The 26,050-nt window shown below is 72.2% G+C and carries 23 protein-coding genes and 1 pseudogene; 3 read left to right on the top strand and 21 right to left on the bottom strand.

The window, feature by feature from the left end; all coding sequences use genetic code 11:
- Nucleotides 1-113 precede the first annotated feature (113 nt).
- The 14 genes from GA0070612_RS20355 to GA0070612_RS20290 are packed head-to-tail and all read right to left on the bottom strand — an operon-like array spanning nt 114 to nt 16,639.
- Entirely contained in the window at nt 114-1,241 is a 1,128-nt protein-coding gene (locus tag GA0070612_RS20355; protein ID WP_088989359.1) for a hypothetical protein, read from the bottom strand.
- A gap of 13 nt (nt 1,242-1,254) precedes the next feature.
- Complete coding sequence (locus tag GA0070612_RS20350) at nt 1,255-3,600, bottom strand: hypothetical protein (RefSeq protein ID WP_088989358.1); 2,346 nt, start codon at nt 3,598-3,600, stop codon at nt 1,255-1,257.
- Between the two features lie 11 nt (nt 3,601-3,611).
- Nucleotides 3,612-5,048 (bottom strand): baseplate J/gp47 family protein, encoded by a 1,437-nt coding sequence (locus GA0070612_RS20345; RefSeq protein ID WP_088989357.1) that lies wholly within the window; start codon nt 5,046-5,048, stop codon nt 3,612-3,614.
- Nucleotides 5,041-5,544 carry a GPW/gp25 family protein gene (locus tag GA0070612_RS20340; protein ID WP_088989356.1) on the bottom strand — a complete coding sequence of 168 codons (504 nt, stop codon included), beginning with the start codon at nt 5,542-5,544 and terminating at the stop codon, nt 5,041-5,043. The genes GA0070612_RS20345 and GA0070612_RS20340 overlap by 8 nt, the downstream gene beginning before the upstream one ends.
- 1 nt (nt 5,545) lies before the next feature.
- A complete protein-coding gene (locus tag GA0070612_RS20335) occupies nt 5,546-5,869 on the bottom strand; it encodes a hypothetical protein (RefSeq protein WP_088989355.1) in 324 nt (107 codons plus the stop codon).
- A gap of 10 nt (nt 5,870-5,879) precedes the next feature.
- Entirely contained in the window at nt 5,880-7,907 is a 2,028-nt protein-coding gene (locus GA0070612_RS20330) for a hypothetical protein (protein ID WP_088989354.1), read from the bottom strand.
- Entirely contained in the window at nt 7,904-8,554 is a 651-nt protein-coding gene (locus tag GA0070612_RS20325; protein WP_088989353.1) for a hypothetical protein, read from the bottom strand. Before GA0070612_RS20325 ends, GA0070612_RS20330 begins: the two co-directional genes overlap by 4 nt.
- Nucleotides 8,554-9,054 (bottom strand): hypothetical protein, encoded by a 501-nt coding sequence (locus GA0070612_RS20320; RefSeq protein WP_053659787.1) that lies wholly within the window; start codon nt 9,052-9,054, stop codon nt 8,554-8,556. The genes GA0070612_RS20325 and GA0070612_RS20320 overlap by 1 nt, the downstream gene beginning before the upstream one ends.
- Nucleotides 9,055-9,056: 2 nt before the next feature.
- Complete coding sequence (locus GA0070612_RS20315; RefSeq protein ID WP_088989352.1) at nt 9,057-10,535, bottom strand: hypothetical protein; 1,479 nt, start codon at nt 10,533-10,535, stop codon at nt 9,057-9,059.
- Complete coding sequence (locus GA0070612_RS20310; protein ID WP_088989351.1) at nt 10,532-13,759, bottom strand: hypothetical protein; 3,228 nt, start codon at nt 13,757-13,759, stop codon at nt 10,532-10,534. The genes GA0070612_RS20315 and GA0070612_RS20310 overlap by 4 nt, the downstream gene beginning before the upstream one ends.
- 2 nt (nt 13,760-13,761) lie before the next feature.
- The gene (locus GA0070612_RS20305) at nt 13,762-14,016 is read right to left on the bottom strand and encodes a hypothetical protein (protein WP_088989350.1); all 255 of its coding nucleotides are present in this window, start codon (nt 14,014-14,016) and stop codon (nt 13,762-13,764) included.
- A gap of 28 nt (nt 14,017-14,044) precedes the next feature.
- Nucleotides 14,045-14,473 carry a hypothetical protein gene (locus GA0070612_RS20300; RefSeq protein WP_088989349.1) on the bottom strand — a complete coding sequence of 143 codons (429 nt, stop codon included), beginning with the start codon at nt 14,471-14,473 and terminating at the stop codon, nt 14,045-14,047.
- 17 nt (nt 14,474-14,490) lie between these two features.
- On the bottom strand, nt 14,491-15,660 hold the full coding sequence (locus GA0070612_RS20295; protein ID WP_088989348.1) for a hypothetical protein: 1,170 nt from the start codon (nt 15,658-15,660) through the stop codon (nt 14,491-14,493).
- A gap of 37 nt (nt 15,661-15,697) precedes the next feature.
- Entirely contained in the window at nt 15,698-16,639 is a 942-nt protein-coding gene (locus GA0070612_RS20290; RefSeq protein ID WP_088989347.1) for a hypothetical protein, read from the bottom strand.
- 347 nt (nt 16,640-16,986) lie between these two features.
- Between GA0070612_RS20290 and GA0070612_RS20285 the strand changes: the two genes are divergently transcribed.
- Together GA0070612_RS20285 and GA0070612_RS31545 are read left to right on the top strand one after the other, a co-directional pair.
- Nucleotides 16,987-17,760, top strand: a complete 774-nt coding sequence (locus GA0070612_RS20285) for a hypothetical protein (RefSeq protein ID WP_088989346.1) — start codon at nt 16,987-16,989, stop codon at nt 17,758-17,760.
- A gap of 49 nt (nt 17,761-17,809) precedes the next feature.
- A complete protein-coding gene (locus tag GA0070612_RS31545; protein WP_157742558.1) occupies nt 17,810-17,998 on the top strand; it encodes a hypothetical protein in 189 nt (62 codons plus the stop codon).
- Between the two features lie 48 nt (nt 17,999-18,046).
- Here GA0070612_RS31545 and GA0070612_RS20280 read toward each other — a convergent pair whose 3' ends face one another.
- Nucleotides 18,047-19,120 (bottom strand): DUF559 domain-containing protein, encoded by a 1,074-nt coding sequence (locus tag GA0070612_RS20280; protein WP_231924267.1) that lies wholly within the window; start codon nt 19,118-19,120, stop codon nt 18,047-18,049.
- A 6-nt stretch (nt 19,121-19,126) separates the two neighbouring features.
- On the opposite strand from GA0070612_RS20280, the gene GA0070612_RS20275 reads away from it, so the two are divergent.
- Nucleotides 19,127-19,339, top strand: coding sequence for a cell division protein DivIVA (locus tag GA0070612_RS20275; protein WP_088991639.1), 213 nt, complete (start codon nt 19,127-19,129; stop codon nt 19,337-19,339).
- A gap of 89 nt (nt 19,340-19,428) precedes the next feature.
- Here GA0070612_RS20275 and GA0070612_RS20270 read toward each other — a convergent pair whose 3' ends face one another.
- The 6 genes and pseudogenes from GA0070612_RS20270 to GA0070612_RS20245 form a co-directional block, all read right to left on the bottom strand.
- Entirely contained in the window at nt 19,429-20,361 is a 933-nt protein-coding gene (locus GA0070612_RS20270) for an HNH endonuclease (RefSeq protein WP_088989344.1), read from the bottom strand.
- A gap of 26 nt (nt 20,362-20,387) precedes the next feature.
- Nucleotides 20,388-21,032 (bottom strand): hypothetical protein, encoded by a 645-nt coding sequence (locus GA0070612_RS20265; RefSeq protein ID WP_197699200.1) that lies wholly within the window; start codon nt 21,030-21,032, stop codon nt 20,388-20,390.
- A gap of 316 nt (nt 21,033-21,348) precedes the next feature.
- Nucleotides 21,349-21,687 (bottom strand): hypothetical protein, encoded by a 339-nt coding sequence (locus GA0070612_RS20260; RefSeq protein ID WP_088989343.1) that lies wholly within the window; start codon nt 21,685-21,687, stop codon nt 21,349-21,351.
- A 51-nt stretch (nt 21,688-21,738) separates the two neighbouring features.
- On the bottom strand, nt 21,739-23,256 hold the full coding sequence (locus tag GA0070612_RS20255; protein WP_167393654.1) for a hypothetical protein: 1,518 nt from the start codon (nt 23,254-23,256) through the stop codon (nt 21,739-21,741).
- Between the two features lie 131 nt (nt 23,257-23,387).
- Nucleotides 23,388-25,013 (bottom strand): ABC transporter permease, encoded by a 1,626-nt coding sequence (locus GA0070612_RS20250; RefSeq protein ID WP_088989341.1) that lies wholly within the window; start codon nt 25,011-25,013, stop codon nt 23,388-23,390.
- Between the two features lie 71 nt (nt 25,014-25,084).
- Nucleotides 25,085-25,999 (bottom strand): annotated as a pseudogene (locus tag GA0070612_RS20245) (ABC transporter ATP-binding protein); the annotation flags it as partial.
- Between the last annotated feature and the right edge of the window lie 51 nt (nt 26,000-26,050).

The following is a 26,050-nucleotide window of genomic DNA, read 5'->3' as shown; positions in this document are numbered from 1 at the left end:
CCCCGTGGGAGTTCCACGGTCGGGTGTGGACGATCGTCGCGCCAGCGCAGTGTCGTCACACCGACCCGGCGAGCGGCGTGGATCAACCGTTCGCCGGAGTCGGTGCCGACCGTTCAGCGCAGCTTGCTCAGCGTCTGGGCGTACCCGGTCCACTCGGCGGCGTCGCCGACGTCGGCGCGTACCCCGGCCTCCTTCATGATGCCGAGCACCTGCTCGGCCGGCGCGTCGGCCAGCTTGCCGAGGGTGCTGATCCCGGCGCGGGCCAGCGCGGCCCGGGCCTTGGTGGGCACCCCGGCGAGCATGGCGATGTCGGCGTCCGCGACGTTCTCCAGCTCGGCCTCGATGCCGAGCGCGGCGGAGACCGCCGACTGGGCGCCGACGGTGGTCCGGACGATGACGGCCTCCCGCTCGCTGACCTCGGCGAACATCGCGTCCAGGCTCGGGTAGCTGGTGTCGGCCGGCAACACCTTGAGCACGTCGCGGATGCTCCGGCCGTCGGCCACCTCGTCCTCGCCGAAGAACCGGATGAACTCCACCAGCTTCACCTCGCGCGGGAAGCGCTGCCGGACGTCGCCGTGCTCGGCGGCGTAGCGGGCGAGTTGGGCGGCACCGCGGACCTTCGGCCCGACCACCACGTCCACCCCGAGGGTCTCGACGGCGGGCAGCACGATGGTGCCGGCCTTGGTCTGCCAGATGCTGACCTTCTTGTCCATGAACATCGTGGTGCCCATGTACTTCCCGAAGTCCAACGCGCCGATGTAGTTGGGGATCTGCTCGAAGGTGTACGGGCCGGGCACGATCTTGTTCTCGTGCACCGTCGAGTGCAGCCGGTTGATCTCCGCGCGGATCTCGTCGAGCAGCCGGCGCAGGCTGACCCGCATGGCCGCCATGCAGGAGAACGCCTTGGCCAGGTCCGCCCCGAGGTGGTCCAGGTCGTGTTCGATGCGGTGGAACCGCTCGTTGAAGCCCTGCTCGCCCGGGGTCTGCCCGGCCTGCACGACGTCCTCGCCGTCGACCCAGTCGGTGTGCGCGAAGGTACGGGCGAACGGTGGCGGCGCGCAGCCCGGCTCGACGGCGGGGAACGCCTCGGCATAGCTGAACACCCGTTTCGCGGTGCCCACGTTCTCGTAGATCCAGGACGAGACCAGCACACTGGCGTCGGAGGCCGGAATGCCGTGCTTGGTGAACGCCTCGTACAGCTCGGTGACGGTCACCCCGTCGTAGTTGATCTCACTAGCCATGGTGGTGTCCCTCTCAGAGCTGGTCGTACACGCCGCGGTGCCGGCGCTGTTGGAAGGTGCGGAAGGTCCGGGCCACCGCCGGGCGCAGCGGCTCGGCGGTGCCGTCGTCGTCGAGGTCGACGTGGTCGCGGCGGATGCCGAACGTGTTGACCTCCACGCCGAGCGGGCAGACCCGCGACAGCGCGTTCATCAGCCGCTCGTACTGCTCCAGGTTCAGCGTCACCCCGTCGGGCAGTTCCACCCGGAACTCGTACGGGTCGGTCCGACCGGTCCGCACGTAGGAGAGCGCCACCACGGCGACCAACCCGGCGTGGGTGGGGCGCAGCACGGTCCGCGCGCCCACCGCCTTGATCTCCGCGGTGCCGCCGCCGAGCCCCACGGTGTACCAACGGAACCCGGTGGCCCGGCGCTCGGCCAGGTTCAGCCCGGCCTGCGGCAGGCCGATCACGCTGCACACCAGCAGCAACCGGTTACCCGTCTCGACGAGCGGCAGCGCGGCGGCGAGGTGCTGGTCGCGCAGCAACCCGACCAGCCGGGCCAGCCGATCACCGGCGGCCGGCTGCCCGGCGATCAGCGCGGCGGCCAACGCGGCCGGCAGTTCGACGGTCTCCACCAGCTCGTCGGGGAGGCGGTTCAGCGCGGCCACCACCGGCGCCGGGTCCCGTACCGCCGGCAGCCCGGCGGCGGCCAGGACCGCGTCGACCGGTTGACCGGCCGGGCGGGTCGGCACGGCCGCCCACCGGGTGCGGGCCGCCGCGTCGGTCATCGGCGACCAGGCGGTCTCACCTGAGCTGGTCCAGGCCGCACCGGCCGCGCGGAGCCCGGCCAGCAGCAACGCGTTGCCGCCCGGATCACCGGGTGCGTGGAACTGCGCCTCGACCGCCGTGTCCGCACCGACAGCCGCGTTCAGTGGGGCGGTCACCGCCAGTCCTCGGGTGGGCAGGTGCGACACGTACATCCGGGTGGTGCTGATCCGGTGCGCGGTCGGCAGCCCGCACACCCGCCACAGCCAGGCCACCTCCCCGTCCGCCCCCACGGTGGGCACACCGGCGGCGCGGGCGGCGGCGATCAGCGCCTCGGCGGTCCGGTCGGCGGTGACCGCGCGCCCGGTGTCCAGCACCCGGTTGCGCAGGTCGGTCGCCTGCGCCGGGGTCGGCCAACTGACGTCCACGCCGAGACCCAACTCGTAGCGGCTGCCGCCGGCGTCGTCCTGGGCCCGGGTCACCTGCCACACGATCGACGAGCCGAGCGCCCGGCAGACCCGCCCCGCCCGGTCCAGGGCCGCGGCCAGCGGCGGCGCGATGCCGTGCGTGCTCTCGAAGGTGTACGACTGGCGCAGGCTGGCCCGCAGCGCGGTGATCTCGGTCAGCCGGTTGGCCGGTAGCGCCCGGCCGGCGTGCACCGTGTTGTTCGGCGGCGTGTTCGCGGGCAGCACGAGACGGTCGCGGCGCAGTTGGGCGAGGAAGTTCGTGCGGTGCTGCGGATCGCCGGCGGCGACCAGCCGGATCGCCACCGCGAACCGGTCGTCGTCCTCGCGGAGCGTGAAGCGCGCGCCGCCGGGCAGGTCGGCGAAGAGCCCGGTGTTCGGGTCGGTGTCCGCGCCGGGGCCGTTGAGCAGTCGCCGTACCGCGCCCGGGGTGGGCAGCAGGAACCGCCGGTACAGCCCGAGCCGGTGGGCGTACGCGGCGTCCGGCTCGCGGGCCGGCGGGGCCAGCCGGCGGGCGTACACCTCGCCGTTGGTCGGCTCGTGCACCAGCTCGTCGACGAAGCGGGGCACCCCGACGTCCGCGCCGATCCGGTCCAGCGCGTCCCGCCGGGCGTGCGCCAGCGTGCGGTAGGCGTGCACCTCCCGGGCCGCGCGGCGCAGCCGGTGCTTCTCGTACGACACCAGATACAGCAGCCGGCCCAGGTTGCCCTCCAGCACGGCCAGCTCGACCAACCCGGTGAGCGCGGCACCGGTGACCGCCGTGGCGGGCGCGCCGTCGACAGCGCGCTCGGCCGTGACGGCGACGGCGAACGAGGCGACCAGGGGCTCGTCGGCGGTGTCCGGCACGTACGCGGGCACCGACGCCCCGCCGGCCGACCAGGGGGCGAAGACCACCGGTGGCAGCGCCCTCTCCCCCGTGCCACCCGGGTCGACGGTGACGGTCACCCGTACCGTCTCTTCGGTGAGGTCGCGGCGCAGCACGACGGTGAGCAGGGGGTGTCGGCTGGTCCAGTCCACCACCGCCGCGCCGGTGCCGGTGAGCGGCACCACGACCCGTCGGACCGTGCCGGGGTACGGGCCTTCCAGCTGGTCGACGAGGTTACGTTCGACGGACGGGTCGGCACCGTCCACCGGTACCCGGATGTCGGTCATCGGGCCCCCGCTCAGACGATCCGGAACGGCCGGGGGTCGTCCCGGTCGACGTAGACGGGCACCTGGTTCGCGGCGAGCACCGCGTTGTCGCCGACCGGCAGTCGCTGGACGCCGTCGCCGGTGGGTGCGCTGCCGGTGACCACCACCGCCGAGTCGGCCGGGAAGCGGACCAGCCGCAGGTCGCGGACGTCCGCGACGCCGGGCTCGTTCATCAGTGTCCAGATCACCTCGGCGGCGCGGACCGGCTCGCCGAAGGGCAACTCGTCGACGTAGCGGCGCAGCCGGGCGTGCAGGCGGGCGCGCAGCTCGGTGGCGGCGGTGGACGCGTTCACCGTCTCCTTCGAGCCGGTGGGCAGGGGCAGGCCCCGGATCACCAGGTCCGCCTCGACGCCGATGCCCACCTCGTCGGCGCGGTCCACGGAGGCGAAGATGCCCACCGGGCGGAGGTCCTCGATGACCGACTCGACGGCGGCGTGCAGACCGTCCGGGCCGTCCCAGATCGCCGCGGCGGTGGGCGCGACGAGGACCGTGACGTAGTACGGGTTGCCCAGGTCACGTTCGGTGCTGAAGACCCGCTCGATGAAATTGAAGTTGCCGAAGATGGACTGGTTGAGGTCCAGCCCGCCCCGGCCGTCGAAGACCTGCACCTGACGTACGCCGGGCACGGTCGCCACGGCCAGGCCGATCGCCTCGGCCGTCCAGATGGAGCGGGGCGCGGCCAGCAGCAGTTGCCGGTAGCGGGCGTCGGGGACCTGCTGTTCACCCCCGGTCAGCGCGACGGTGTGGGTGATCTCCACCAGCTCCTTGCCGGCGGCCTGCTCGGCGTCGTCCAGGTCGGCCAGCAGGGTGTCGGCCCGGTTCCACCTGTCGATCTTCTGGTTGGGCTGCGCGGGGTCGAGGTTGTGCGCGGGGCCGGGGTAGAAGGCGGCGACGGCCGGTACGCGTTCGGCCACGGCGGCGGAGAGCACGACCGTCTCGTCCAGGGCGACGTGGTGCCCGCCGGGAGTGGACAGTCGGGCACCCCGGGGCAGCGTGAGCTGGGTGCGGCCGGTGGGCAGCGCGGCGGTCAGCGTCAGCTTCACCGTGCCCCGCGCCGGCAGGTAGGGCCGGGGGATGCCGAGTTCCTCGCCGAGGCGGGTCAGCGCGTCGGCGGTCGCCGACACGACGTACGAGTTGTCGTAGACGGCCCCGAGCGCCGCCCACAGTCGGGCGTCCTCCAGCGCGGCCAGTTCGAGGACCTTGCGCAGCACCGCGCCGCTGGTCAGGTCGATGTCGTCGCCGAAGAGCAGCCGGGCGGTGGCCAGCTTCTCGGCGAGCAGCCGGGCGAAGGACTTCGGCACGAAGCCGCTCTCGACGATGCCGAAGCCGGTCGAGCCGGTGGACCGCAGGGCGGCGGCGTCGACGGCCAGGACGTCGGCCAGCTCGGCCGGGAGCGTCGGATCAGACATTTGGCAGCTCCCCGAGATGCACCGAGAGCCGGTCGTCGGTGATGGTTTCGAACTGGACCTGGACCTGGAGGGTGCGGGAGGACCGCAGCGCTGCCGCCGCCGCGTCGTCGGCACGGCCCGCGCCGAGCCGGCCGTCGTCGAGGTTCACGTCGACGATCTTGCGGACGCGCGGGTCGCGGTCGAGCAGGGTGATGATGCCGATGCGGACCTGTTCGCGGATCAGATTCGGCTCGATCTGCTCGGCGAGGGCGTTGAGACCGTCGAAGCCGAAGGTGGCGTCGAAGACGTTCGAGCCGCGCAGCGTGGTCAGCGCCACCGCGAGGCTCTGCGCCACGTTGTCGGTGCCGGCGACCAGGGCCAGCACCCGGCCGTCGGGGCCGTCGTCGAAGACGACGTCGCGGGCCAGGTCCACACCGGGCATGGTGGGTTCGAAGGCGAGGCCCCAGCCGAGGTAGCGGCGCTGGGCGGCCTGCCGTTCCCGTTCGGTGCGGTCCATCTCAGACCGCCTTCAGCTTGGTCTGCCCGGCGGTGGCGGCCAGGCCGGAGGTGCTGCCGTCGGTGGCGCCGCCGAGCGAGCCCAGCGCCACCCCGGCTCCGCCCACAGTCAGCTTGCCGGCGGCTCCGGTCGCCGAGACCACGGTGCTGCACTGCTTGGTGGAGTTGCTGGTGGCGATGGTGCAGCCGGTCACCGACTTGCCGCTGATGCCGTCGAGCCGGACCACCGGCTTGTGGTCGACGGTCAGCTTGCCCTGCCCGGCCGGAGAGACCTTCCCCTGGTTGGGGCAGTGCACGTCGCTCGACGTGGTGAGCACGAAGGCCATGTCGTTCCCCTCAGTGGACGTTCATCGCGTTGCCGACCTGGACGTCGACGTCGTCGGCGGCGATGCTGACCGTGCCGCCGCTGATGTTCACCGCGCCGTTGCCCGCGTCCAGGTCGATCTGCGTGGCGGTGATGGTGATCGAGCCGTCCTGCTTCATCACGATCGACGACCCGCCGGCGGCGTGTTCGATGGTGATGCTGTCGGCTTCGTCGGCGCGGGCCGGGCGTTGACCGCGCCCCTTCAGCTGGGCCCGGCCCACCCGCACGGTCAGCTCGCCCAGCTCGATGACCCGGTTGCCGTCGCCGTCGGTGAGGTCGTGCGCCACCTTGCCGTCGTGGTCGGCGGGGGTCACCGTGTCACCGATCGACGAGCGGCTGGTGCTGGCCACCCCCACCGGCAGGGAGAGCCACCAGTCCCCCGGCTCGGACACCGGCGCGTGCCCGGTGGGCCAGAGCGCGCCGACGTCGACCGGGTCGTCCGGCGCGCCGTTGCGGTAGGCGAGCGCCACCCGGGTGCCCGGGTAGCGGGGCAGAATCAGCCCGCAGCCGCCCCAGGCGAACGGGGTCAGGTAGGTCACCCCGGGCAGCGGCGCGGGCTGTTCCCGGCGTACCGGAAGACGGCGGGCGCCGTTGGGTCGGCCGTCCGGGCGAACGAGGCCCTCCCACACCGTCTCGGTCTGCGCCGGTGGTTCGACCGCGCCGCTGGCGTTGGTGGCCGCCGCGCGTACCTCGCCGATCTCCAGGCCGCGGGTCTCGCCCCGGGCCGCCCGGGCGGCGCGGCGCACCGCGTCGGCGGCGGCCACCCCGGGCGACGAGGTCGGGCCGGCCGGTTCGGCGGCGGCCACACCGGAGGCGTCGCTCCAGCTGTCCCAGGCCTGTGCGGCGGCGGCGACCTCGACGCCCTGCACCACAGTGACGAAACCGGCGGTACGCGACAGTGTGTGCCGGGCGGCGCTGAGGTAGAGCAGTTTCGCCCCCGCACCCAACTCCCCGGTCGACGGGGCGAACGGCGCGGCGAACGAGCCGAGCAGCGCCGCGCCGACGCTACCCAGCGTGGTGGCCTCGTCGGTGGCGGGCGGGTCGAAGCGCACCAGGTCACCGGGCTTCAGGTCCGGGCGGCCCTTGAGCGTCAGCGTCCACGCCCGACGGCGGGGCGCGGCGGTGCCGCCGGCCTCGGTGGCCGCGTACGGGTCGGTGTCCTGGCTGCCGTTCTCGGTGCACGCCAGCAGGCCGGTGGCGAGGGTGAGCGGCTTCGGTTCGCCCTCCGGGTACGGGATGGGCCGCTTACCCACGTGCACGGTGCCGTCGCGGATCAGCAGCATCCCCCGCCCGTACGCGTTGAGCGACTGCTGCACCGCACCGCCGATCCGCTCCAGCGCGGCACGGTAGAGCAGCCCGGCGCCGAAGGCGGCCCGCTCGTCGCCGGCCGCCTCGGTGGCGCCCCGGGTCATCGTGCCGTCCGGGTTGGCGCCCCAGGTGGTGATGTCCACTCCGGTTCGTTGGGCGATGGTCTGGACCGCGGCGTTGAACGTGGCCGCCTCGAACCGTTGCGCGACCCGCTGACCGAGCCGGGCGTACGCCTGCTCGACGAGGGTCAACTCGGTGTCGTACGTCCGTTCGCCGGTGAGCCGGCGCACCTTCGTCACCCGCAGGACGGCGACCAGCGCCTGGGTCAGCTCGGCCGGGGTGGGGCCGGCGTTGACGCCGACCAGGTTGGTGAAGAACGCGCCGACCGAGGTGTTGGCGTCGCGCCAGTACAGGTGCAGCTTCGCCACCAGCGGCGGTTGCCCCTCGGCGGTGCGCAGCGCGGCGAAGTGCTCGTCGATCAGCCCCTGCACGGTGACGGTGTACGCGCCGGGACCCAACCCGTCGGGCAGGGCGGCGTCGATGGCCGCGTAGTAGTCGGCGCTGGTCAGCGTGAGCGCCACGTCGGGGCTGAGCCCGGTCGGGGTCTCCCGGTGGAAGGTGATGGTCCAGCCGGCGTCGTTGCCGACCGCGCCCTGGCGGACCTGACCGGTCTGGAACGGCGTGAGCGTCATCGCAGCACCCTCCGCAGCTTCTTGTCGAGCAGGTAGCGGTAACGCAGCCGGGCCGGGCCCAGCTCGGATTCGACCCGTTGGGCCGGTGGACGACGACGCCAGACGAACTCGTTGATCGGCGGCGGCCCGAACTGGTCCACCGCCTGGTCGGCGCGCCGCCAGGCCAGCGTCACCGACGAGCCGTAGTCGCCGGAGCCGCGTACCGTCCCGGCGTGCAGCACCCAGGCGAGCACCAGCACCTCGACGGCGACCCGGGCGGAGCCGGTGGTGTCGGCGGGCGTACCGGCGTCGGGGCAGACCCGGCGCAGACCGGCGGCGAACGGCACCGAGCCGAGGATCCGGGTGCCCTGGCGGACGACGAGGCGCAGCGGCGCCCGGCCGACCAGCGCCGGGGGCGGGGGTGCGGTCGGCGGCGCTGGTCGGGGCGCCAGGTCGTCGGCGGAGCTGCTCACCACGGCGAGCGGGTCGGTGGCCAGCCACTGCCGGGCCAGCCCGGTGGGCAGGATCAGCACGCCGTGCACACCGGCGCCCAGCTCGACGCGGTGCGGGAGGCCGGCGGTGAGGCTCTGCCGCACCTCGGTGAACCCGGCGGGCACCTCGACGGGCGTCTCCGGCAGCAGGTAGCGGTCGATCGGGAACGGTGGCATCAATTGCCCAACCCGTCGGCTAGCGCGCCGACTCCGATGCTGGCCACGTCGAGCAGCTTGCCGAGCAGGCTGGGACGGGGCACGTGGACGAGGGTGATGGTGGTGTCCAGGACGTCGCGGCGGGCGGCGGAGGCGTTGAAGGTCAACGACTGCACCTGCATGTCGGTGCGGATGGTCATCGAGGTGACCAGGATCAGCCCGCCGAACTTCCCCCCGGAGTACGCGGCGAGGGCCGTGCCGCGTTTGCTCGCCTCGGCCATCGTCTCCAGGGCGAACTTCCAGGCGTAGCGTTCCGCCCCGACCAGCACACCGGTGAGCGTGATGGTGTCGTCGTGGGTGGCCACGATCGCCTTGTGCGCGGTGGAGCCGATCGGCGGCAGGTGGTACGTCTGGGCGAGGGAGATGGCGGTGACCGCCCACAGGGGGATCGGCAGCACACCGTCGCTGATGATCGCCGACGGCACGGTGCCGTACCGCATGAAGCTGCTGGTGATGGCCATGCTCAGCGCCCTCCGGTGGGTGGCAGTGGCACCGGCGTACCGGTGGGTTCGACGGCCAGGCCCAGGTCGCGCAGGGCCTGGGTGATCTCGCGGACCTCGCCGGCGGCGCTGGTGACGCGCAGCCGCAGCCGGCGCTGCTCCAGTGCCGCGCTGATCCGCGCGGGCCGGGTGGACGCGGAGCCGCGCCGGTTGATCCGGTCGATCTCGGCGGCGGCGTCCTCCATCCGGGAGATCGCGTCGAGGATCCGCGGGTCGGGGGTGAAGCCGGGGTCGTCGCGGTGCAGCCGGGCGATGGCGTCGCGGAAGTCGGCGGCGTCGCGGCGCAGGTTGGCGACGAGGTTGTCGGTGAGCGCGCTGACCCCGGCGACGCTGGTGGCCCGGTGCGACTTGTCGTCGATCAGCCACACCCAGCCGTCGTGGCCGATGCCGACCAGGTCGGTGCCGGCGACCTTGACGTTGGCGTCCGGGCCCTTGAGGAACAGCTCGATGCTGCTCAGCGAGAAGGCCGCGCTGTACTCGCCGAGGACCCCCCGACCGTAGGTGACCATGTCGTGCCGGAGGTAGGCACGGAAGCCGGGGCCGTCGTCGGCGCGTCCGCCCCGGTCCCGGAAACGCCGCCACAGGGTGGTCAGTGCCTCCGGGTTGTGCAGGGCGAGCTGCTGGGTGAGCCAGATGTCGCCGCCGGCCACCACGGCCCGCAGGTCCGCGTCCCCGATCCGGGCGAGGGCCTCGGCGAGCCGGGCGTCGTTCACCTGCAGGGCGCGGGAGCGGGCCCGGCCGAGGTCGTCGACGGCGGTCCGCAGCCGGGCCACCTCGTCGGGCGTGAGCCGGCCGCCGAGGCGGGTCTCCAGGTCCGCGACGGCGGCCCGCTTGGCGCTCTCGCTCTCGGCGGCCACCGTGCGCCACAGCGCGGCCGGTTCCAGCTCGGCGGCGCGGCGCAGCGCGGCCTGCCGGTCCGCGGGCAGGGCCCGGAACGCGTCGCCGACCATCGTGGTGGGCTCGACGTGCCGGCCGGCCGCGCCGCTGCCGGCGTCGAACTCGCGCAGCAGCGAGTCGGCGTACGCGCCCGCGTCGTCGGCCAACCGCAGCGGCGCGTCGCCGACGATGCCGTCGCGGGGTCGGCTCAGCTCCCGCATCTCGGTGCTGAGCTGGTCGAAGTACTCACCGAGGGTGGCCACCCGCACCCCTTCGGGCAGGGTGCCGCCCTCCAGCACGTGGTCGAGGATCGCGGCGATGTTGTCGCGCAGCACGGCGATGCGCTCCAACCGGTTGAGCGCGTTGCCGAGGTGCAGGTCGCCGACGTCGTCGACGATGCGCCGGATGAGGTGTTCCAGCAGCCGCCGGGAGCGCACCTCGCCGGCCTCGCTGTGCTCGGCGATTGTCCGCATGAACCGGCGCAGCCGGGGGTTCGCGTCGGCGGCGGCGTGCACGGCGGCGGCGTCGAGGAACCGGCCGGCGCGGAACCGGCGGGGCCCGGTCACGGCCGCACCACCGGTACGCGCGGCCCGGCGGCGGCACCACCGGGTGCGGAGTCGAGCACCATGAGGATGAACCGGGCGCCCTCCGGGCCGCCGACCGCGCCGCTGAGCATCGCCTCACGTTCCACGTACGCGAGGATCGGCTCCATCAGCTTCTGCACGACCCGTTCCAGCACCTCGTTGAGCAGGATCTCGGTGAGGAAGGCCTGGAGCAGGTCACGGGACGCGGCCTCGACGATCTGCCGGGTGACCCGGCGCACCACGTACCCCCGGGCGGCGCGCAGCCCCGCGCGGACGCCGAAGCGCACTGCGACCCGGCCGCCGCGCACGGCCGCGCCGCCGATGGTGCCGGCCTCCGGGATCAACGACATCGCCAGCCCGAGGTACGCGGCGAACAGCTCGACCTCGACCTCGGTGCGGGTGAGCACCAGCTCCGGGTCGAGCATCGAGGAGTAGAGGCGTTCGCGCTGGTGGGCGTGCGCCACGTCGACGGCGGCGACCGCCACCCCGACGACGAAGCCCAGCGGTGGGCACAGGACGGACAGCGCGATGATCCCCACCATGGTGGCGAAGGCGCTCAGCGCCTCCCGGCCCAGTTCGGTGCTGAACAGGTCGTCGACGCCGGTGGCGTAGTAGAGGTTGCCGCCGAAGAACTCGCCGATCTGCTGGTGGGTCACCAGGTGGATGCCCTGCAGCGCGTACCGTCCCCGGGGGATCGTCGCCGACGGGATGTGTTCACTGATCCGGCTGGACCGGAACGCGAACCGGGCGTCGGTGCGGGCACGGCCGAGCATCTCGGTGTTGTTGCGCCGCATGTCCTGCAGCACCCGCCACAGCTCGTCGCGGATCGCGGCACGGTTGCCGGCGAAGCGGGCCAGCACGTCGGGCAGGTCGGTGATCTGCTTGACCAGCGGGTCGACGCCCTCGGCCTCGCCGCGTTGGATGACCAGCGCCTGTTCGATCTCGGCGAGGGTCCAGAGCACCGCGTGCGAGTCACGGATGCGGGTGGCGCCGTCGCGTTCGACGATCTCGCCGGCCGCGCCGGGGCTGCTCAGGGCGGCCTCGGTGGCGAGGAAGGCGCTGGAGACGGCACGGGCGGCCCCGTACCAGGCGGTGGACGGGTTGGCCATGCTCAGCGTGGCGACGGTGCCGCCGCCCAGGTCGGTGTGCGTCTGCGTCCACCGGGCGGCCTCGTGCCGGCGCAGCCGCTCCCGCAACCCCTGCAACTCGGCGTAGTCGGTGAGCTGGGAGACGATCAGCCGCTCGAAGATCGGCGCGTACCTGTCGAAGTGGGTGATCCGGGCGTCGATCCCGGTACGCGAGCTGAGCAGCAGTTGCACCAGCATGGCCTGGCTGCCGACGACGAAGAGCTGCCCGACAGCGCCCTTCACGGCCGGGCTGAACGCCTGGACGAAGTGCAGGTTCCAGGACGCGGACGTGTCGATCCAGCCGCCCTGGATGCGGGCGAAGTGTTCGGGCCGGCTGTAGCGGCCCATCACGAGTTGGGCGAGGCGGTCCAGGCGGGGCACCACCCCGGCCAGGTGGCGCAGGAACTGCACGGCGGGCGAGGCGACCGGCCGGAAGTCCAGCGGGCCGAGTCGCCCGCTGCCCTCCGGTACGGGTCGGGTGAACGCCTCCCGCTCGGCCGAGCCGACCAGCAGGCTGATCGCCGCGGCCCGACCGCGCAGCATGGCGGCGGCCTGGAGGCAGAAGTTCGCCGGATAGCGGCACGGCTCGCCCATCTGCAGGCGGAACGCGATGTCGTCCATCAGTCGGCGCAGTTCGTCGCCGTCCGGGCCGAGGGCGGCCAGCTCCGGCTCGCCGTTGAAGGGGGCGCAGGCCCGCAGCTCGGAGTGCTCGCCGGTGACGGCGGGGAACCGTCTGCCGTCGGTGCCGGGCGGGGCGCTGGGGCTGCTCGGGTCGAAGACGAACCCGCCCCGCCGAGCCCCGCCGGTGCCGTCGCCGCTGCCACCGGCACCCCCGCCGGGCCCGGTGCCGGTGCCCAACCCGCCCGATCCGCTGCCGCCCGGTCCGCCGCCCGCGCCACCCGGGCCGGTGCCGGATCCGCTGCCCGCGCCGCTGCCGGACCCGTTGCCGCTGCCGTCGCCGATTCCTCCGCCGGGCGGCGCGTTCGGGTCCGGTGGGGTGGCCGGTCGGTGCTCGACGCTGATCGGCAGGAGGTTGGCCGTGCCGGTCCAGTGCAGGTTGTCGTCGGTCTCCTCGGTGCCCACCAGCAGCAGGGAGACCCCGCCGATGCTGACCACCACGAGGCAGGTCGGCACCGCACCACCCACCGAGGCGAGGATCGCGTCGACCCGCCGGGTCACCTCGGCGTCGACGGCCCGTTCGATCTGCGCCTGGTACTCGTCCACGCTCGTGGTCTCGCCGCGCGGTTGGGCGATCCGCAGCCGGTGCCGGATGTCGGCGCTCAACTCCTCGTCCACCATCGACACCAGGGCGCTGCGGTCGGCCACCGGCCGCCGCGTCACAGTGCCGGGCTGCGGGCTGGGGATTCGCTCCTCCACCTCGAAGTGCGGCTGCGGGGTGGCCCGGAACACCGTCTCGCCGAACCGTTCGAAGGTGAGGACCGACAGTGGAGTCGTGGTCACCATGACCGCCCAGACCGGCCGCCCGTCGGAGCCGATCACCCGCGCGATGATCCCCTGCGGGGTGCCGGACGGGAGGCCGCCGTGCTGGCGTACCGCCTCGCGGGCCAGCTCGGCGAAGTGACCGGCCAGGTAGGCGGCGGGGCGCAGCAGCCACCGGTAGGTCACCGGTGGTGGTTCGTCGCCGTCCACCGGCACCTCGGCGGCGTCCCCGCCGTCGTCGTAGGACGGCACCCGGTAGACAGCGAGGAGGTGACGCATCCGCTGCGGATCGAACAGCTCGGCCGCCGGCCGGCTCAGCGGCAGCGCCACTCCGGCGGGCAGCCCCGGGTCCAGCCGCGCCGCGGTGACCACCTCGTCGATGCGCCGGCGCAGCCGGGCCTCGAAGGCCCGCCGGTCGTCCGGGGACACCCCCTGCACGCCCGCGCCGGTCCAGGCGAACTCCGGCGCTCCGGGGCGTACCTCCAGGTAGCCGCCGCGGGGCGCGACCACCTCGCGGCGGGACCGTTCCAACGCGCGGGCCACCGCCGCGCCGAGCGCCTCGGTCACGGCCTCCGGCCGCTCGGTCACCGACCGGGCGTCGAGCCGGATCCGCACCGGCACGTGCACCGAGATCGCCACCGTCAGAACCGCCCGTCCAGGTGCTCGGCGAGGCGGGCCAACGCCAGGTCGGCGAGCGCGTCGGCGTCGAGGGCGCCGCCGGCCGCGACCACCTCGATCTCCACCGGGAAGTGGTACGCGATGACCGCGCGATCGTCCTCGGCGACCTGCTCGGCCTCGGCCTCGCTGCCGGCCGCCGGCAGCACCAACTCACCCGCGTGCACCAGGGCCAGCCCGGTACGGGTGACCCGGGCGGCACGGCCAGCACCGGTCGCCATTCGCTACCTCCGGTTGATCCTGGTGGGGTTACGGCAGGACGGACTGGTCGCCGGTCTTCGGGTCGACGGTGGCGGCCAGGCTGAAGCCGCTGAAGGTCGCCGCCGGAGCGCCGGAGATGGTGGCGGTGGTCGGGGTGGCGCTGGTGATCAGGCAGTCCCGCAGCACGAAGGACGAGAACGCCCAGTCGTCGCCGGTGTGCTCCAGCAGCGCGATGTCGAACAGTTCACCGTCGAGGGCCAGCTTGGTGAGCCGGCCGGCGACGTCCCCGATCGCCTTGACGGTCATCGTGAAGTTCATCGACACCGGCGCGTGGATGACACCCAGGTGGGTCACCTCGCACGAGTGCAACGCCTCGACGTTGAGCGAGAAGGACGGACTGAACGAGTCGATGGGGCTGATCAGCACCGTCTCGGTGCCCTTGGTGTACTGCACCGCCAGGCGGGTCTTCCACTCCATGGTCTGGTTCCTCCGGGTCAGAACTTGGCCACGAGCGTGACCAGCAGGCGGCTCACGGCCGGGCCGTACGTGACGGTGACGACCAGGTCGACGGTGCGGTCGGCCCGGGCGGCGGTGACGATCGAGGTGTCGGTGGCGGTACGCGCGACCTCGGGGATGGCGAGGATGTCCAGCACCGGGATCTCGACGGTGTAGTCGTCGATCACCGCCTGCCGCTTGAGGGGGCCGAGGATGCCGTCGACCTGGGTCTTCAGCAGCGTCATGCCGGGCTTGGTGATCCGGGCGTCGCCGACCAGGCCGATCAGCCCGGCGCGCAGCATGAACTCGATCTGGTCGAGGGTGCGTACCAGGTCGACGTGCAGCAGGCTGGCGTCGGAGGTGAACAGCCGTCCGTCGGCGAAGTGCAGGCTCTCCCCGGTGATCAGGGTGGGGTCGATGATCGGGGTGAGGTTCGCCTCGGAGAGGCCCTTGATCTCGGCCGGGCTGTACTGCTCAGCCACCGGGATGGCCACTCCACGGATCTTCTTGAGCACGATGCTGTGGTGCACGGGAAGTCCGGCCACGGCGGCCATCGCGGCGGTGGCCGCGTCGCCGTCCGCGCCCCGGGCGGCGATCATCACCATCCGGCTGGTGCTGCTCTTGAGCGGGTTCGCGGCGGTAGTGATGTCGGTGACGTAGGTGGGGCTCTTGTCGGTGGCCGGGTTGACCATGGCGAAGCCGATCCGCCGCTGCCCGGCCGCGGACATCGTCTCCACGTGGGCCTTGAGGGCGTGCAGTCCGGTGGGCGCGCCCGCGCCGGCGGGGTTGCCGACGCTCGACTCGTTGGCCAGCGACACCATCGTCACGTCGTCGGCGGCTTCCAGACCGCCGAGCGCGGCGGCGTAGTCGTCACCGGCGACCTTGACGCCGTACAGCTTGGCCGGGCGCGGGTCCTGAAGGAACGCCAACTCCAACGAGTTGTAGAGGGCGTTGCGGACGACGGTGCCGGCCTGCCGGCGGGCGAAGTTGGTGACCGCGTCGTCGAGGGTCTCGATCCGGACCGGCGTGTTCGCCGGAGCCGAGCCCCCGTCGGCCGTGGACGGTGCCTTGCCCACCACGGCGATGACGCCCGGAGAGCGCTGCGCCAGCGGGGCCGGTGGTGGCACGATCCGGACCTCGATGAACGGGAATGCTGCTGTCGGTGCCACGGGTCCTCCCGGACGAAGTCGCTACTGGTCTGAGTTCTCAGGTCGGGACGGCGGCGAGTCCGATGCCGCTGCGGGCGAGCCACTGGCCGGCCCTCGCGAACCGGGCGGCCCGCTTCTGTGCGTCGGTGCCGGTGTCGCCGCCGGGCCACCCGTCGTCGTCGAACGTCTCGACGGGGACCACCCAGACGGCGACCACCCGGTGTCGTCGCCGGACGTCGTCCGGCGCTGGCACGTCCAGCCCCAACTCCTCGGCGCGGGCCCGCACCAGGCGGGTTTCGACGAGCAGGTCGGCCAGGGAGAAACCCTTGTCGCGGACCAGCACGGCGGCGGCGAACGGCAGTGGGCGCGGAGTGGGCGGGGCGGCCGACGGCGCGGCGTAGCGCAGCTTCACGGTGGCTCCGGCGGCCTGTCCACGCATCCGTGTCACCAGGTCACCGGCGTTCGCGGCGCCGACCCCCGCGAGCAGCCGGTCCAGGTGCGCGTCGGTGAACGCGGCCGGTTGGTGCAGCCCGGCCCGCAGTCGGGTCACCAGCCGGGTGCGGCGTTCGGTCTCCAACTGCGCCGGGTCGGACGGCAACGCGCCCAGGTCCGCGATGATCTGCGGGTCCACGTCGAACGCGGGCACCGCCACGTCCAGGTCCTCGACCCGGTCCCGGGCGACACTGGTGCGCACCACGAGACTGCCCCGCCACAACGCGTCGATGCGCAGCGCCGAGCCGCCCAGGCCGTGCAGGCGTACCCGCACCTCGGTACGGGTCGTGCCGCCGGAGCCCAGCCACTCCCCCTCGGCCACGGTGACGGGGGCGGCGGCGAAGCCGAGGGTCAGCTCGTCGAAGACCGCCGCGTACGGCGGCGCGACAGGCATCGCCTCGGTGTCGTACGCGGCCTCGACCAGGTGCGCCAGCGATGCCTCGTCGAAGAGCGACGCGCGGGTGCCCGGGTCGGCCAACCGCACCAGCACCCCGTCGACGAAGTCCACCGCACGGCCTCCCGGTTGCCCGCGCCGGTGCACAGTGCCCGGCTCGGCACGAGGATCGCGAAAGGCCCGTCACCCGACCGTCACCGCCACCGTCACCACCCCCGGGTGCCGCCCCGACTGTCGGGAACTGCGCACCCACCCGGGCGCGATCCGAGGCGGCGCGACCCAGACGACACGGCGCGACCCGGACGACACGGCGCGACCCGGCGCGACCCGGACGACACGGCTCGACCCGGACGGCGTGGCTCGACCCGGACGGCGTGGCGCGACCCGGACGGCGTGGCTACGGGCATTTCGGGCATTGGTTGTTAGCGTGAGACGCGGATCCGAGGCCGTGGAGGGGTGCCATGACGGACGCCCCCGACGGCAGGCCGAAGCCCCCGCAGCAGTGGCGACGCCGGGGCACCCGCGCGCTGGTCACCGCCCGCGACGGCAGTGTCCGCGGTTGGCGGTGGTGGGCGCGGAACTGGGATCGACTGGTCGCCGCGCTCCAGGACGAGGCGCCCGTCGGATCCGCTGCCGCGCCGGCACCGTCCGGCCCTCTCGTCGAGCAGCGCGACGCGCCCCGACTGATCGCCGTCCCGGCCCGGGGGTACGTGTACTCGTTCTACGTCCGCGCCACCTTCGCCTGGTCGTCACCGGCGAGCCTGCGGGCCGAGGTGCTGAGCTGGTACGTGCAGTACTTCCAGCCCAACGCGATCCAACGGCTGACCCGCCTCGCCGCCGACGCCGCCCGGGACCTGCCCCCGCACCGCGCCGCCGACCTGGAGATGGCGTTGCAGCGGGCGCTCGCCGAGGACCCGGAGTGGTCCTACCGGCGCGGGGACGTCCTGGTGACCTGCCGACCCGACGCCGCCGTCCGCCTCGACGAACGGATCATGCCGGCGCTACGACCGCACGTCGACGCGATGGTGCGGATGGAGTACCAGTTCGACGAGCAGCTGCGCCGGGCGACGTACGCCGAGGAGTTGAGCCGGCGGTGGACGACGATCCTCGGCGACCACCTCGACGAGGACGCGAACCAGGAGTTGGCGGACGCCCGCGAGCACCTCCTCGCCGCGCAACGGGAAGCCGCCCGCTGGATCACCGAACTCCTACACCACCGCGCCACCAAGTCTTGATCGACAGGGTCTGCTGTCGGACATCGGCGGGGTTCGTCAGGAGACGACGGTGGGTGAGGCGGACCACGAGCGCGGTCGGCCGGCAGAGCACCCCCGACCCCTCGACGTACGCGAGAGCCGCCCGCCGCGCCAGTGCCAGTACCCCCGAGTGACCCTGACCCCCGCCCGCCCCCGCCCCCGCCCCCGCATCCGCATCCGCATCCGCATCCGCATCCGCATCCGCTCCACGATCACATGATGGTGAGTAGTTGGTGAGGGCTGCCGAGAACTACCGAGCATCAAGTGATCATGGGCAGATGCGGCGGTTGGCGAGGATGGCGAGGGTCTCTTGGCGGACCGCCACTGGATTCGTCATGAGACGACGGTGACTGAACCGGACGACAAGGATGCCAACGGTGGCGAGCAGTGCGTCGCGGCGGAGATCAACCTCGCGTTCAGCCGGATCGCCGTGGCTGGTCGCGCCGTCCAGCTCGACATTCACCCGTTCCGCCTCGGCGAACATGTCCAGATAGATCGTCCGGGCGCCCACTCGCACCCGCGCCTGCCGGGTGAACGTGGGCATTCCTGGGTCGGTGAAGACGTGGTCATGACCCCAGATCTCCAACGGGCTACGGCAGCCAACGGCGAGTCGATCGACAAGCCCGCGTACCGCTGATCGGTCGGTCAACCTCGGCACCTCGGCAAGGGCGGCGACGAGGCGCTCCGGCGTGGTCAACCGGTCGTTGACCGCGCGGATGATCAGGCTCGGTCGGTCGACCGGCGGCAACAGCGGCCAAGAGTCCACCAGGGTCCGATCGAGCCGGGTAACCGGCAACCCGCGCCGCATCACCACGTGCGGTGGCTCAATCGCGAAGCCGAGCCGGTGCCGCACCACGAGATGCGGCAGACTCCGCAGGCCCGATTCGGCGGTCAGGTCGAGGTGCACCGGCTCACCCGGTGGTTGACGCCGCAGGCCCCACACGTCAAGCGCGGTCAGGCGACTGAGCGCGCCACGCCCGCCCGAGTACGCCAACGCAGCGCGGCGAGCCAACCCCGGCTCGATCCGCGCAAGAATCGGCAGCTCCGAGCGGACATCCCGGACAAGCGCAGTGTCGACGTAGACCTCGGGCAGGAGCCGAACCAGCCGACCGGCCCGACAGGCACCCTGGAGTGTCCACGGCGGTGCCACCCCGAGTACGTCCTGTCGGGTGGCCAGCCCGCCGCATCGGTCGAGCAGGGATTGCAGGCGCGCGTCCACGAGCCCACCCTGCCCCCAGCACTGCCCCGGCGACGACCGCTGTGGACAGCGAAAACACCTGTGGATGACCACCCGAAGTTTGGTCACCTGTGTTAAGTGGCCTCCGCGCAACGGCTCCCGCATCCAGGTGTGTCGAGGAAGCCAACCCGAGCCGGCCGGTTACCCCACCGGCTGACGCCGTACGAGGTGCGGACCCGCGAGTTCGCCGCCCACCGGGGCGGCGTCGACCGACGAGGTACGCGAGGTCCAGGCCGTGTAGCCGACGAGCTGAGCACGCTGAACGAGACGGTACGGCTGCTCAGTCAGGAGAACGGCCGGCTCGGACGGGCGCTGCGCGACTGACAGGCCGTGCATGTCCAGGAGTGCCAGCCACCGCACGAGCAGCACCCCGGCGCCGAGACCGGACCGCGCTTAGCGCAGGTAGGACCGGATCAAGCCGCCTTGTAGACGGTGTCGAGATGCCACTCAAGGAAGTCAGCACGTGGCCGATCGCTGCGTCGTTCCGGCAGCGCGATCTGTTCGCCCGCCTTCGCATAGAACTGGTCGCCGTTGCCGAACTCGCTGCGAAGCCGGGGACTGACCAGTAGGCGATGCTTCGGATCGACACCGAGGTAGCCACGGTCGAAGAGGATGTGCACGTCGGACTTGAGCAACAGGCCGTTGTCCAGCCGATGCTCGCCGCCGAGCGGGAGCGGACGGATGTGCGCAGCCTGCAACACGGGCTGGACTCTGTTGCCGGTGATCGCACAACGCCGGCCGTAGGCCCCCAGGACCACCGCCTTGAACGACTGTTGCCCGAGCCGTTGGGGTACCAGCCGCGGATCGCCGTAGACGGGACCGGGGCGATGCCACGGACCACTCAGGTCGACCGCCGCCGTCGTCCCGATCAGACGATGGATCAGCAGATCGAAGTACGCCGCAGCATCAGCGTCGGCCAGGTTGTAGGTCTTGCCCTGCACGACGTTCGGCGCGAATCGTGGCGGTGGATCAGCGGTCGACTCATCAGGGAAGAAGGTCACGTCGCGGACGAAGATACAGCCGATGATCGGGTCATCCCCGGCACCGATCGCCTGCTTGCGGTAACGCCCCACACTGCGGCGCATCTCGTCGATACTCGAAGCGCCATTTGCTTCGCCGAAAAGGTCCCAGGCCTCGGAGATCCGCAGCTGGGTGAAGCCGCTGAAGAAGCCGCCTCCCACCACCCGGTTGAGCGGAGAGTGCGCCTTGAACAGGAAGGGCTCACCGGGCGTGAGAGCCCGGAAGGCACCACCGGAGGGTCGCCAGAAGTTGACCTCGTTCAGCGCGGGCCGCTCGGCCAGAAAGCGGTACCACCTCTCGTCAGTCACACCCACGAACGCCTTCACATCGAACAGCGTGCGTCACAGTGGATCTAAAGACCACCATCTGAACGGTCACCAGCGGACGCGTCGCGACGGCCACAGTCCTCAGGAGCATCATGCAGGGGCACTGAGAGCGCGGCAGCCGCACCCACTGGCCGGCTGAGCAGCGCCTGCCGCAGCGCCGCCGACTGCTCCACCGACCCGCCGCGGACACCGAGGCTCCGTCGAGCCGCGCGATAGTAGTCGTCGCGGGCCTCGTTGACCCGGGCCAGCATCTCGGAGATGTCCGCCGCTGGATCGACGATCCCCCGGGCGAGCCGTTCCACCTGCCAGACCGCATCGCGCCAGGTGGCCGCGGCGGCGACCGTCGGCTCGTCACCGAGCAGCAACAGGTTCTCCCAGACGATGGTCCTTCGCGCGTCGGACTCGGCCAGCCGGGCCAGGCCGTCCTTCCGGTCGATCGGGTGGCTGTGCGACTCCGGCCGCAGGTCAGCCGTCATCCGCAGTGCTACCGCGTGACTCTCCTTGAGGGCATGCGCGTAGTCGACGTACGCGTCGAGCCGCCGCTCGTCCCAGCGGGTGCTCTGGCTGCGCCGCCATCGTGCGCGATCGGTCAGGGAAGTGGCGAGGATCGTGCCCAGGGTGCCGACCAGCACACCGAGAAGTGCCGGGAGCTGCGTCAGAAACGTACCCACGACGCCGAGGTTGTCATCACTGGGCAACCCGCGCCAGCCTTCACCAGATGGTCCAGATCAGGCACGTCCCGATTCCGAGCAGCGTCGATGCGGCCGGGACTGATGATCTAGGCTGACACCGCGTCGGGATGCGGGGCAGGAACTGAGTGGCAGGTGGGAAGCAGTCGGGTGTCTCAGTAGCTCGCTTTCATGTGGATTCTGGTCCGAGTCCCCTGTTCGCCCGTGGCCGTCAGGTGCTCAGACGGTCCCCAGTTGGGGGTGGCCTGGCAGCGGGTCCAGCTTCGGTTGAGGGCGCCCCGCCAAACGCGCACTTCCATTACAGGCTGTTGACGGCTTGGGAGACGCGCAGGACGGCATCGGCGACGGCGGTCACCGTTCCGGCACCGGCCAGCAGAGCCGGTAGCAGGCCGCGGATGCCCTCCACGTTGGGTAGCGGCTCGGCGGCGTAGACCGCTGCCGTGCCCGCCAACTGTGTCAGCCGGTCGGCCTCGTGGACTTCCGTCCGGTGCTTCGCGATCTCCTCGATCAGGGCAGCGACGAGCCCGGCGAGGTCCGTGCCTCGGCTGTAGTCGTTGCTCCGGTTGTGCACCTGCGCGTGGTCCCCGAAGACGTTCGCCTCGCCGCTGATGTCACCGCTGAAGTTGAACTGGCTCATCTCGTCATCCTTCCGGCCGGATCCGCAGAACAGAAGCAGAACAACAAGCGATCAGTCCGACTGGTCGATGCGGTCGACATTCGACACCCGCCCGTGGTTTCCGAAGATGTTCCCCCGGCCGGACACCTCCCCGATGTTGGTGATGTTGTTGATGATCCGCTGTCGTCCGGCGACCAGCTCGGATGTGTTGATTCCCTTGTCCCGCAGAAAACCGACCAGACAATCGATCACGCCTCGTTGCATCCGCAACAGACAGTCACGCACATCCGCGACTTCGAAATAGTTCTGGATGCTCGTGGTCGCCGCCAGTTCCCGGGCGCTGAACGCCGCCCCGTAGTCGTAGCGTCGACCCTCCTGGAGAGCCTCGTAGTGATGCCGGGTCCGGTCTTCGTGCGCCTCGTCCAGATCGATGCCCCGGTTCGAGCGCAGGAACAGCTCGGCAACGTAGGTGCGCCACGCCGCGACGGCGAGGGCCCACGTGGTGGAGCGCCCGTGCAACGGGGTCAGATCATCGTCGAACAGCCCGTGGAACCCTGTGGCGGGCGCTGAGCCGCGGAGGATGGGCGGCAGGACGAACGCGGCGAACTCGCAGGACAGAATGCCCTGTTCGAGGGTGTAGCGGACGAAGAGGGTGACGACGATTTCGCCACCGACGAGGCTCTTGGCCAGGCACACGTACGTCCTGGCCTGCTCCCCGGGCGCGTCGCTGCCCAGGTCGACCCAGGTCTTGTCCAGCCGGGAGGGCGGGCGTACCTCGTCGGGATGGAACAGGCCCTCACAATCCGGCAGCACGTCCCCCCGCACATAGATCCGCTTGGTCACCTCGATGTCGCTCAGGCCGAGCCGTGACCGAGCGAGCCCGATCAGATCGTCGTGCAGCTCTCGGATGGAGAAGGTCGCAGGTGGTTTCGTGTCGTCCTCCTCCCGGCTGCGGCTGACGTCGACGGGTGGCAGGGCCCATCGGCCGATCTCGGTGCCGCTGCCGACGAACGGGCTGCCCGCGGCACCGTCGAAGACGATCATGTTGGCGTCCTGCAGGGCGGCGAGCTCCTCTTCCAGGTCGGAGTCGACCTCTGGCACCTGGGTGGCCAGAGCCTTTCCCTCCACCAAGGTGCCGATCGCCGCCGCGCGGGTTTCCTGCAGACTGAGGAACGTCGTGCGCCACCCCACTCCGCAGGCGACAGCTATGAGAGGCAGCGAGAGCATCGCCGTCACCGGACCGTCGCGCCAGAGGAGGAAGAGGCCGATCGCGACCAGACCGAGCAACGAATAACGCGTCATCGCGACCGCGCCGTACAGCTTTCGCCAATGGGTGTCGGCCGCCTGTGCGTGCCGCACCACCGCAACCGCGTCCACCCCGAAAGGAGGACACCACGCCTTGGGGTTGTCGATGCTGTAATGCAGCAACACGTGCGCAGCCAGCGGCGGACGCAGGTGCATGGCGCAGCACAACTCTCGGCTGGCCAGGTCTTTCGGCACCGAGGGTAGCGCCGACCCCCCGCTGGCACGGTCGCTCACCGTGTGGACACCGTCTTTCGCACTGACACTTCTGGAGATTGACGATGCCATGCCGGGACCGTAGTTCCCGCAGGGTCAATTCGCTGTCCGTAATCTTGCAGTCCCGGCCGTCAGCCTCCATTCGCGGGTATGTCCGGCCTCGCGGCGAAGGGCGTCTGCCCGGAAGCTGCGCCAGGCGCGCCTCAGCTCGGCACGTCGCGGCGGCGGAAGGCCGTCACTCCGACGGCGAGGAGCGCCGCGGCGACCGCCGTCAGCACCACCAGGGGCAGCGCCGCCGGGTCGACGGCGGGCACGGACGGCACATGGGTGTACGGCGAGAGGTCGAGCGCGGCCTGGGGCAGCTCCAGCACCGCGCCGAGTTGCCCGAGCAGCAGGAAGACCAGCAGCACCGTCCAGGACAGCACCACCGACCAGCGGGGCAGCAGCCCGAACAGGGCGGTCACCACCCCGGCCACCACCAGCAGGGCGGGCAGTCGCAGCAGCGCGGCACCGCCCAGGTCGAGGGCCTGGCCGAGCGGGTCGTCGGTGACGAGGCCGTAGCCGAGGCCGGTGGTCAGGCCGGCGAGCAGCAGCAGCGCGACCGCGCCGAGGGTCGCGGCGAGCACCTGGGTGCCGAGCCAGCGGGTACGGCTGACGGCGGTGGCGAGCACGGCTTCGAGGACTCCGTCGGCCTCGTCGCCGCGTACCCGCAGGAGGGCCTGCACCACGTACGCCCCGATGGTCAGCGCGAAGAGCCCGAGCATCGCGGCCAGGTACGCGTCGACCAGCGCCCCGCCGCCGCCCATCGCGTTGATGGCCTCGGCGGCGGCCGGGTTCTGGTCGATCATGGCGTTGAACTCGTCGGCGGCGATGCCCATGGAGAACCCGAGGACGGCCAGGCCGACCGCCCAGCCGAGCAGCGTGCCGCGTTGCATGCGCCAGGCCACGCCGGCGGGGCTGAGCAGTCGTGGCGCGGCGGTGGCCGGCCCGCGTCGGGGTGCGATCAGCCCGGCGCCCTGGTCGCGTCGCTCCGCGAGGGCGTATGCCACGACCACGCCGGCGAGCAGCAGCGCGACCGGGAGGGCGAGCGCCCACCAGCGTTCGCCGCCGAAGGCGCGCACCTGGTTGCCCCAGCCGAGCGGGGAGATCCACGAGGGCCAGGCGCTCTGCACCCGGGTGCCGTCGGCGCTCTGTTCGCCGAGGACGTCACCGGCGGCGCGCAGCACGAAGGAGATCCCGACGGTGGCGGCGGCGAGCGCGTTGGCGCCCCGGGAGGTGACGGAGAGCTGGGCGGTGACCGCGGCAATGGCGGTGAAGGCGACCCCGACACCGCCGATCGCGCCGGCGGCGGCGACGGAGCCGGCGAGCGGCAGGCCGGCGCCGACCAGTGCGAGCGCGAGCAGCACGGCGGCGAGGGCGTTCGCCGCGACGATGACGAGCAGCGCGGCGGTGAGCGGCGCGTACCGGCCGACCACCGAGGCGCCGAGCAGCTCCGCCCGGCCGGTCTCCTCGTTCTGCCGGGTGTGCCGGGTCACCGCGAAGGTGCTCAGCAGGGCGACGATCAGGGCCAGCGTCACGTACGTCTCGGCGACCACCACGGCGCCGAGGTCGGTGCCGGCGATCGGGCCGTTGAACGCGCGGGCGACGAGGCTGGACGCCGAGGTGGTGGCGTAGCCCTGGCGGGCCGCCTGGTCGGGGTAGATGCCGGCGACGCTGCCGGCCAGGGCGTAGCCGAGCAGCGGCGTGCCGAGGACCCAGATGGCGAGCCGGATCCGGTCTCGGCGCAGCACGAGCCGGGCCAGCAGGGCCGTGCCGGTCAGGGCGTTCACCGGGCACCGGCCTGCGGGGCGCCGGCCGGTGCGTCGGCGTCCGAGGCACCGGCTGCCGGAGCATCAGCCGACGCGGCGTCGGCGGCCGACCCAGCACCGGCGGCGGGGTCGTCGCCGTAGTGGCGCAGGAAGAGCTGTTCCAGCGTGGGCGGCGTGCTGGTCAGGGCACGGACGCCGGAGCGGACGAGCTGACCGAGCAGCTCGTCGAGGTGCGCCGGCTCGACCTCCAGGTGGGTACGCCCGTCGACCTCGTGCACGTCGTGCACACCGGGCAGCGCGTCGAGGCCGGTGAGCGGACGTGCGGTCTCGACGGTGACCGCCGTGCGGGTGAGGTGGCGCAGCTCGGCGAGGGTGCCGGACTCGACGGTGCGGCCCTCGCGGATGATGCTGACCCGGTCGCAGAGGGCTTCGACCTCGGCGAGCACGTGGCTGGAGAGCAGCACTGTCGCGCCGGCCTGCTTGACCCGTCGGACCTCGTCCTGGAACACCGCCTCCATCAGGGGGTCGAGGCCGGAGGTGGGCTCGTCGAGCACGTACAGCTCCACCGCCGAGGCGAAGGCGGCGACGATGGCGACCTTCTGCCGGTTGCCCTTGGAGTACGTGCGGCAGCGGCGGGTCGGGTCCAGGTCGAAGCGTTGCAGCAGCTCGTCACGGCGTCGCCGGTCGAGGCCGCCGCGGAGCCGACCGAAAAGGTCGATGGCTTCTCCGCCGGTGAGGTTGGGCCAGAGGCTGACGTCGCCCGGCACGTACGCCAGCCGGCGGTGCAGGCGGACCGCGTCGCGCCACGGGTCGGCCCCGAGCACCTGGGCGTCTCCGGAGTCGCGGTGGAGCAGCCCGAGCAGGATCCGGATGGTGGTGGACTTGCCGGAGCCGTTGGGCCCGAGGAAGCCGTGCACCTCCCCCTGCTCGACGCGCAGATCGAGCCCGTCGAGTGCCCGGATCGCGCCGAAGGTCTTGACCAGGTTGCCGATCGAGATGACGGGCATCGCCCCTCCTGCCGTTGGCTGCGTCGACCACCACCACTGTACTGACCGATG

The sequence above is a fragment of the Micromonospora chokoriensis genome (genome assembly GCF_900091505.1).
GTDB lineage: Bacteria > Actinomycetota > Actinomycetes > Mycobacteriales > Micromonosporaceae > Micromonospora > Micromonospora chokoriensis.
The sequence above is the reverse complement of the archived record's forward strand: the minus strand, read 5'-3'. Positions and strand labels throughout refer to the sequence as shown.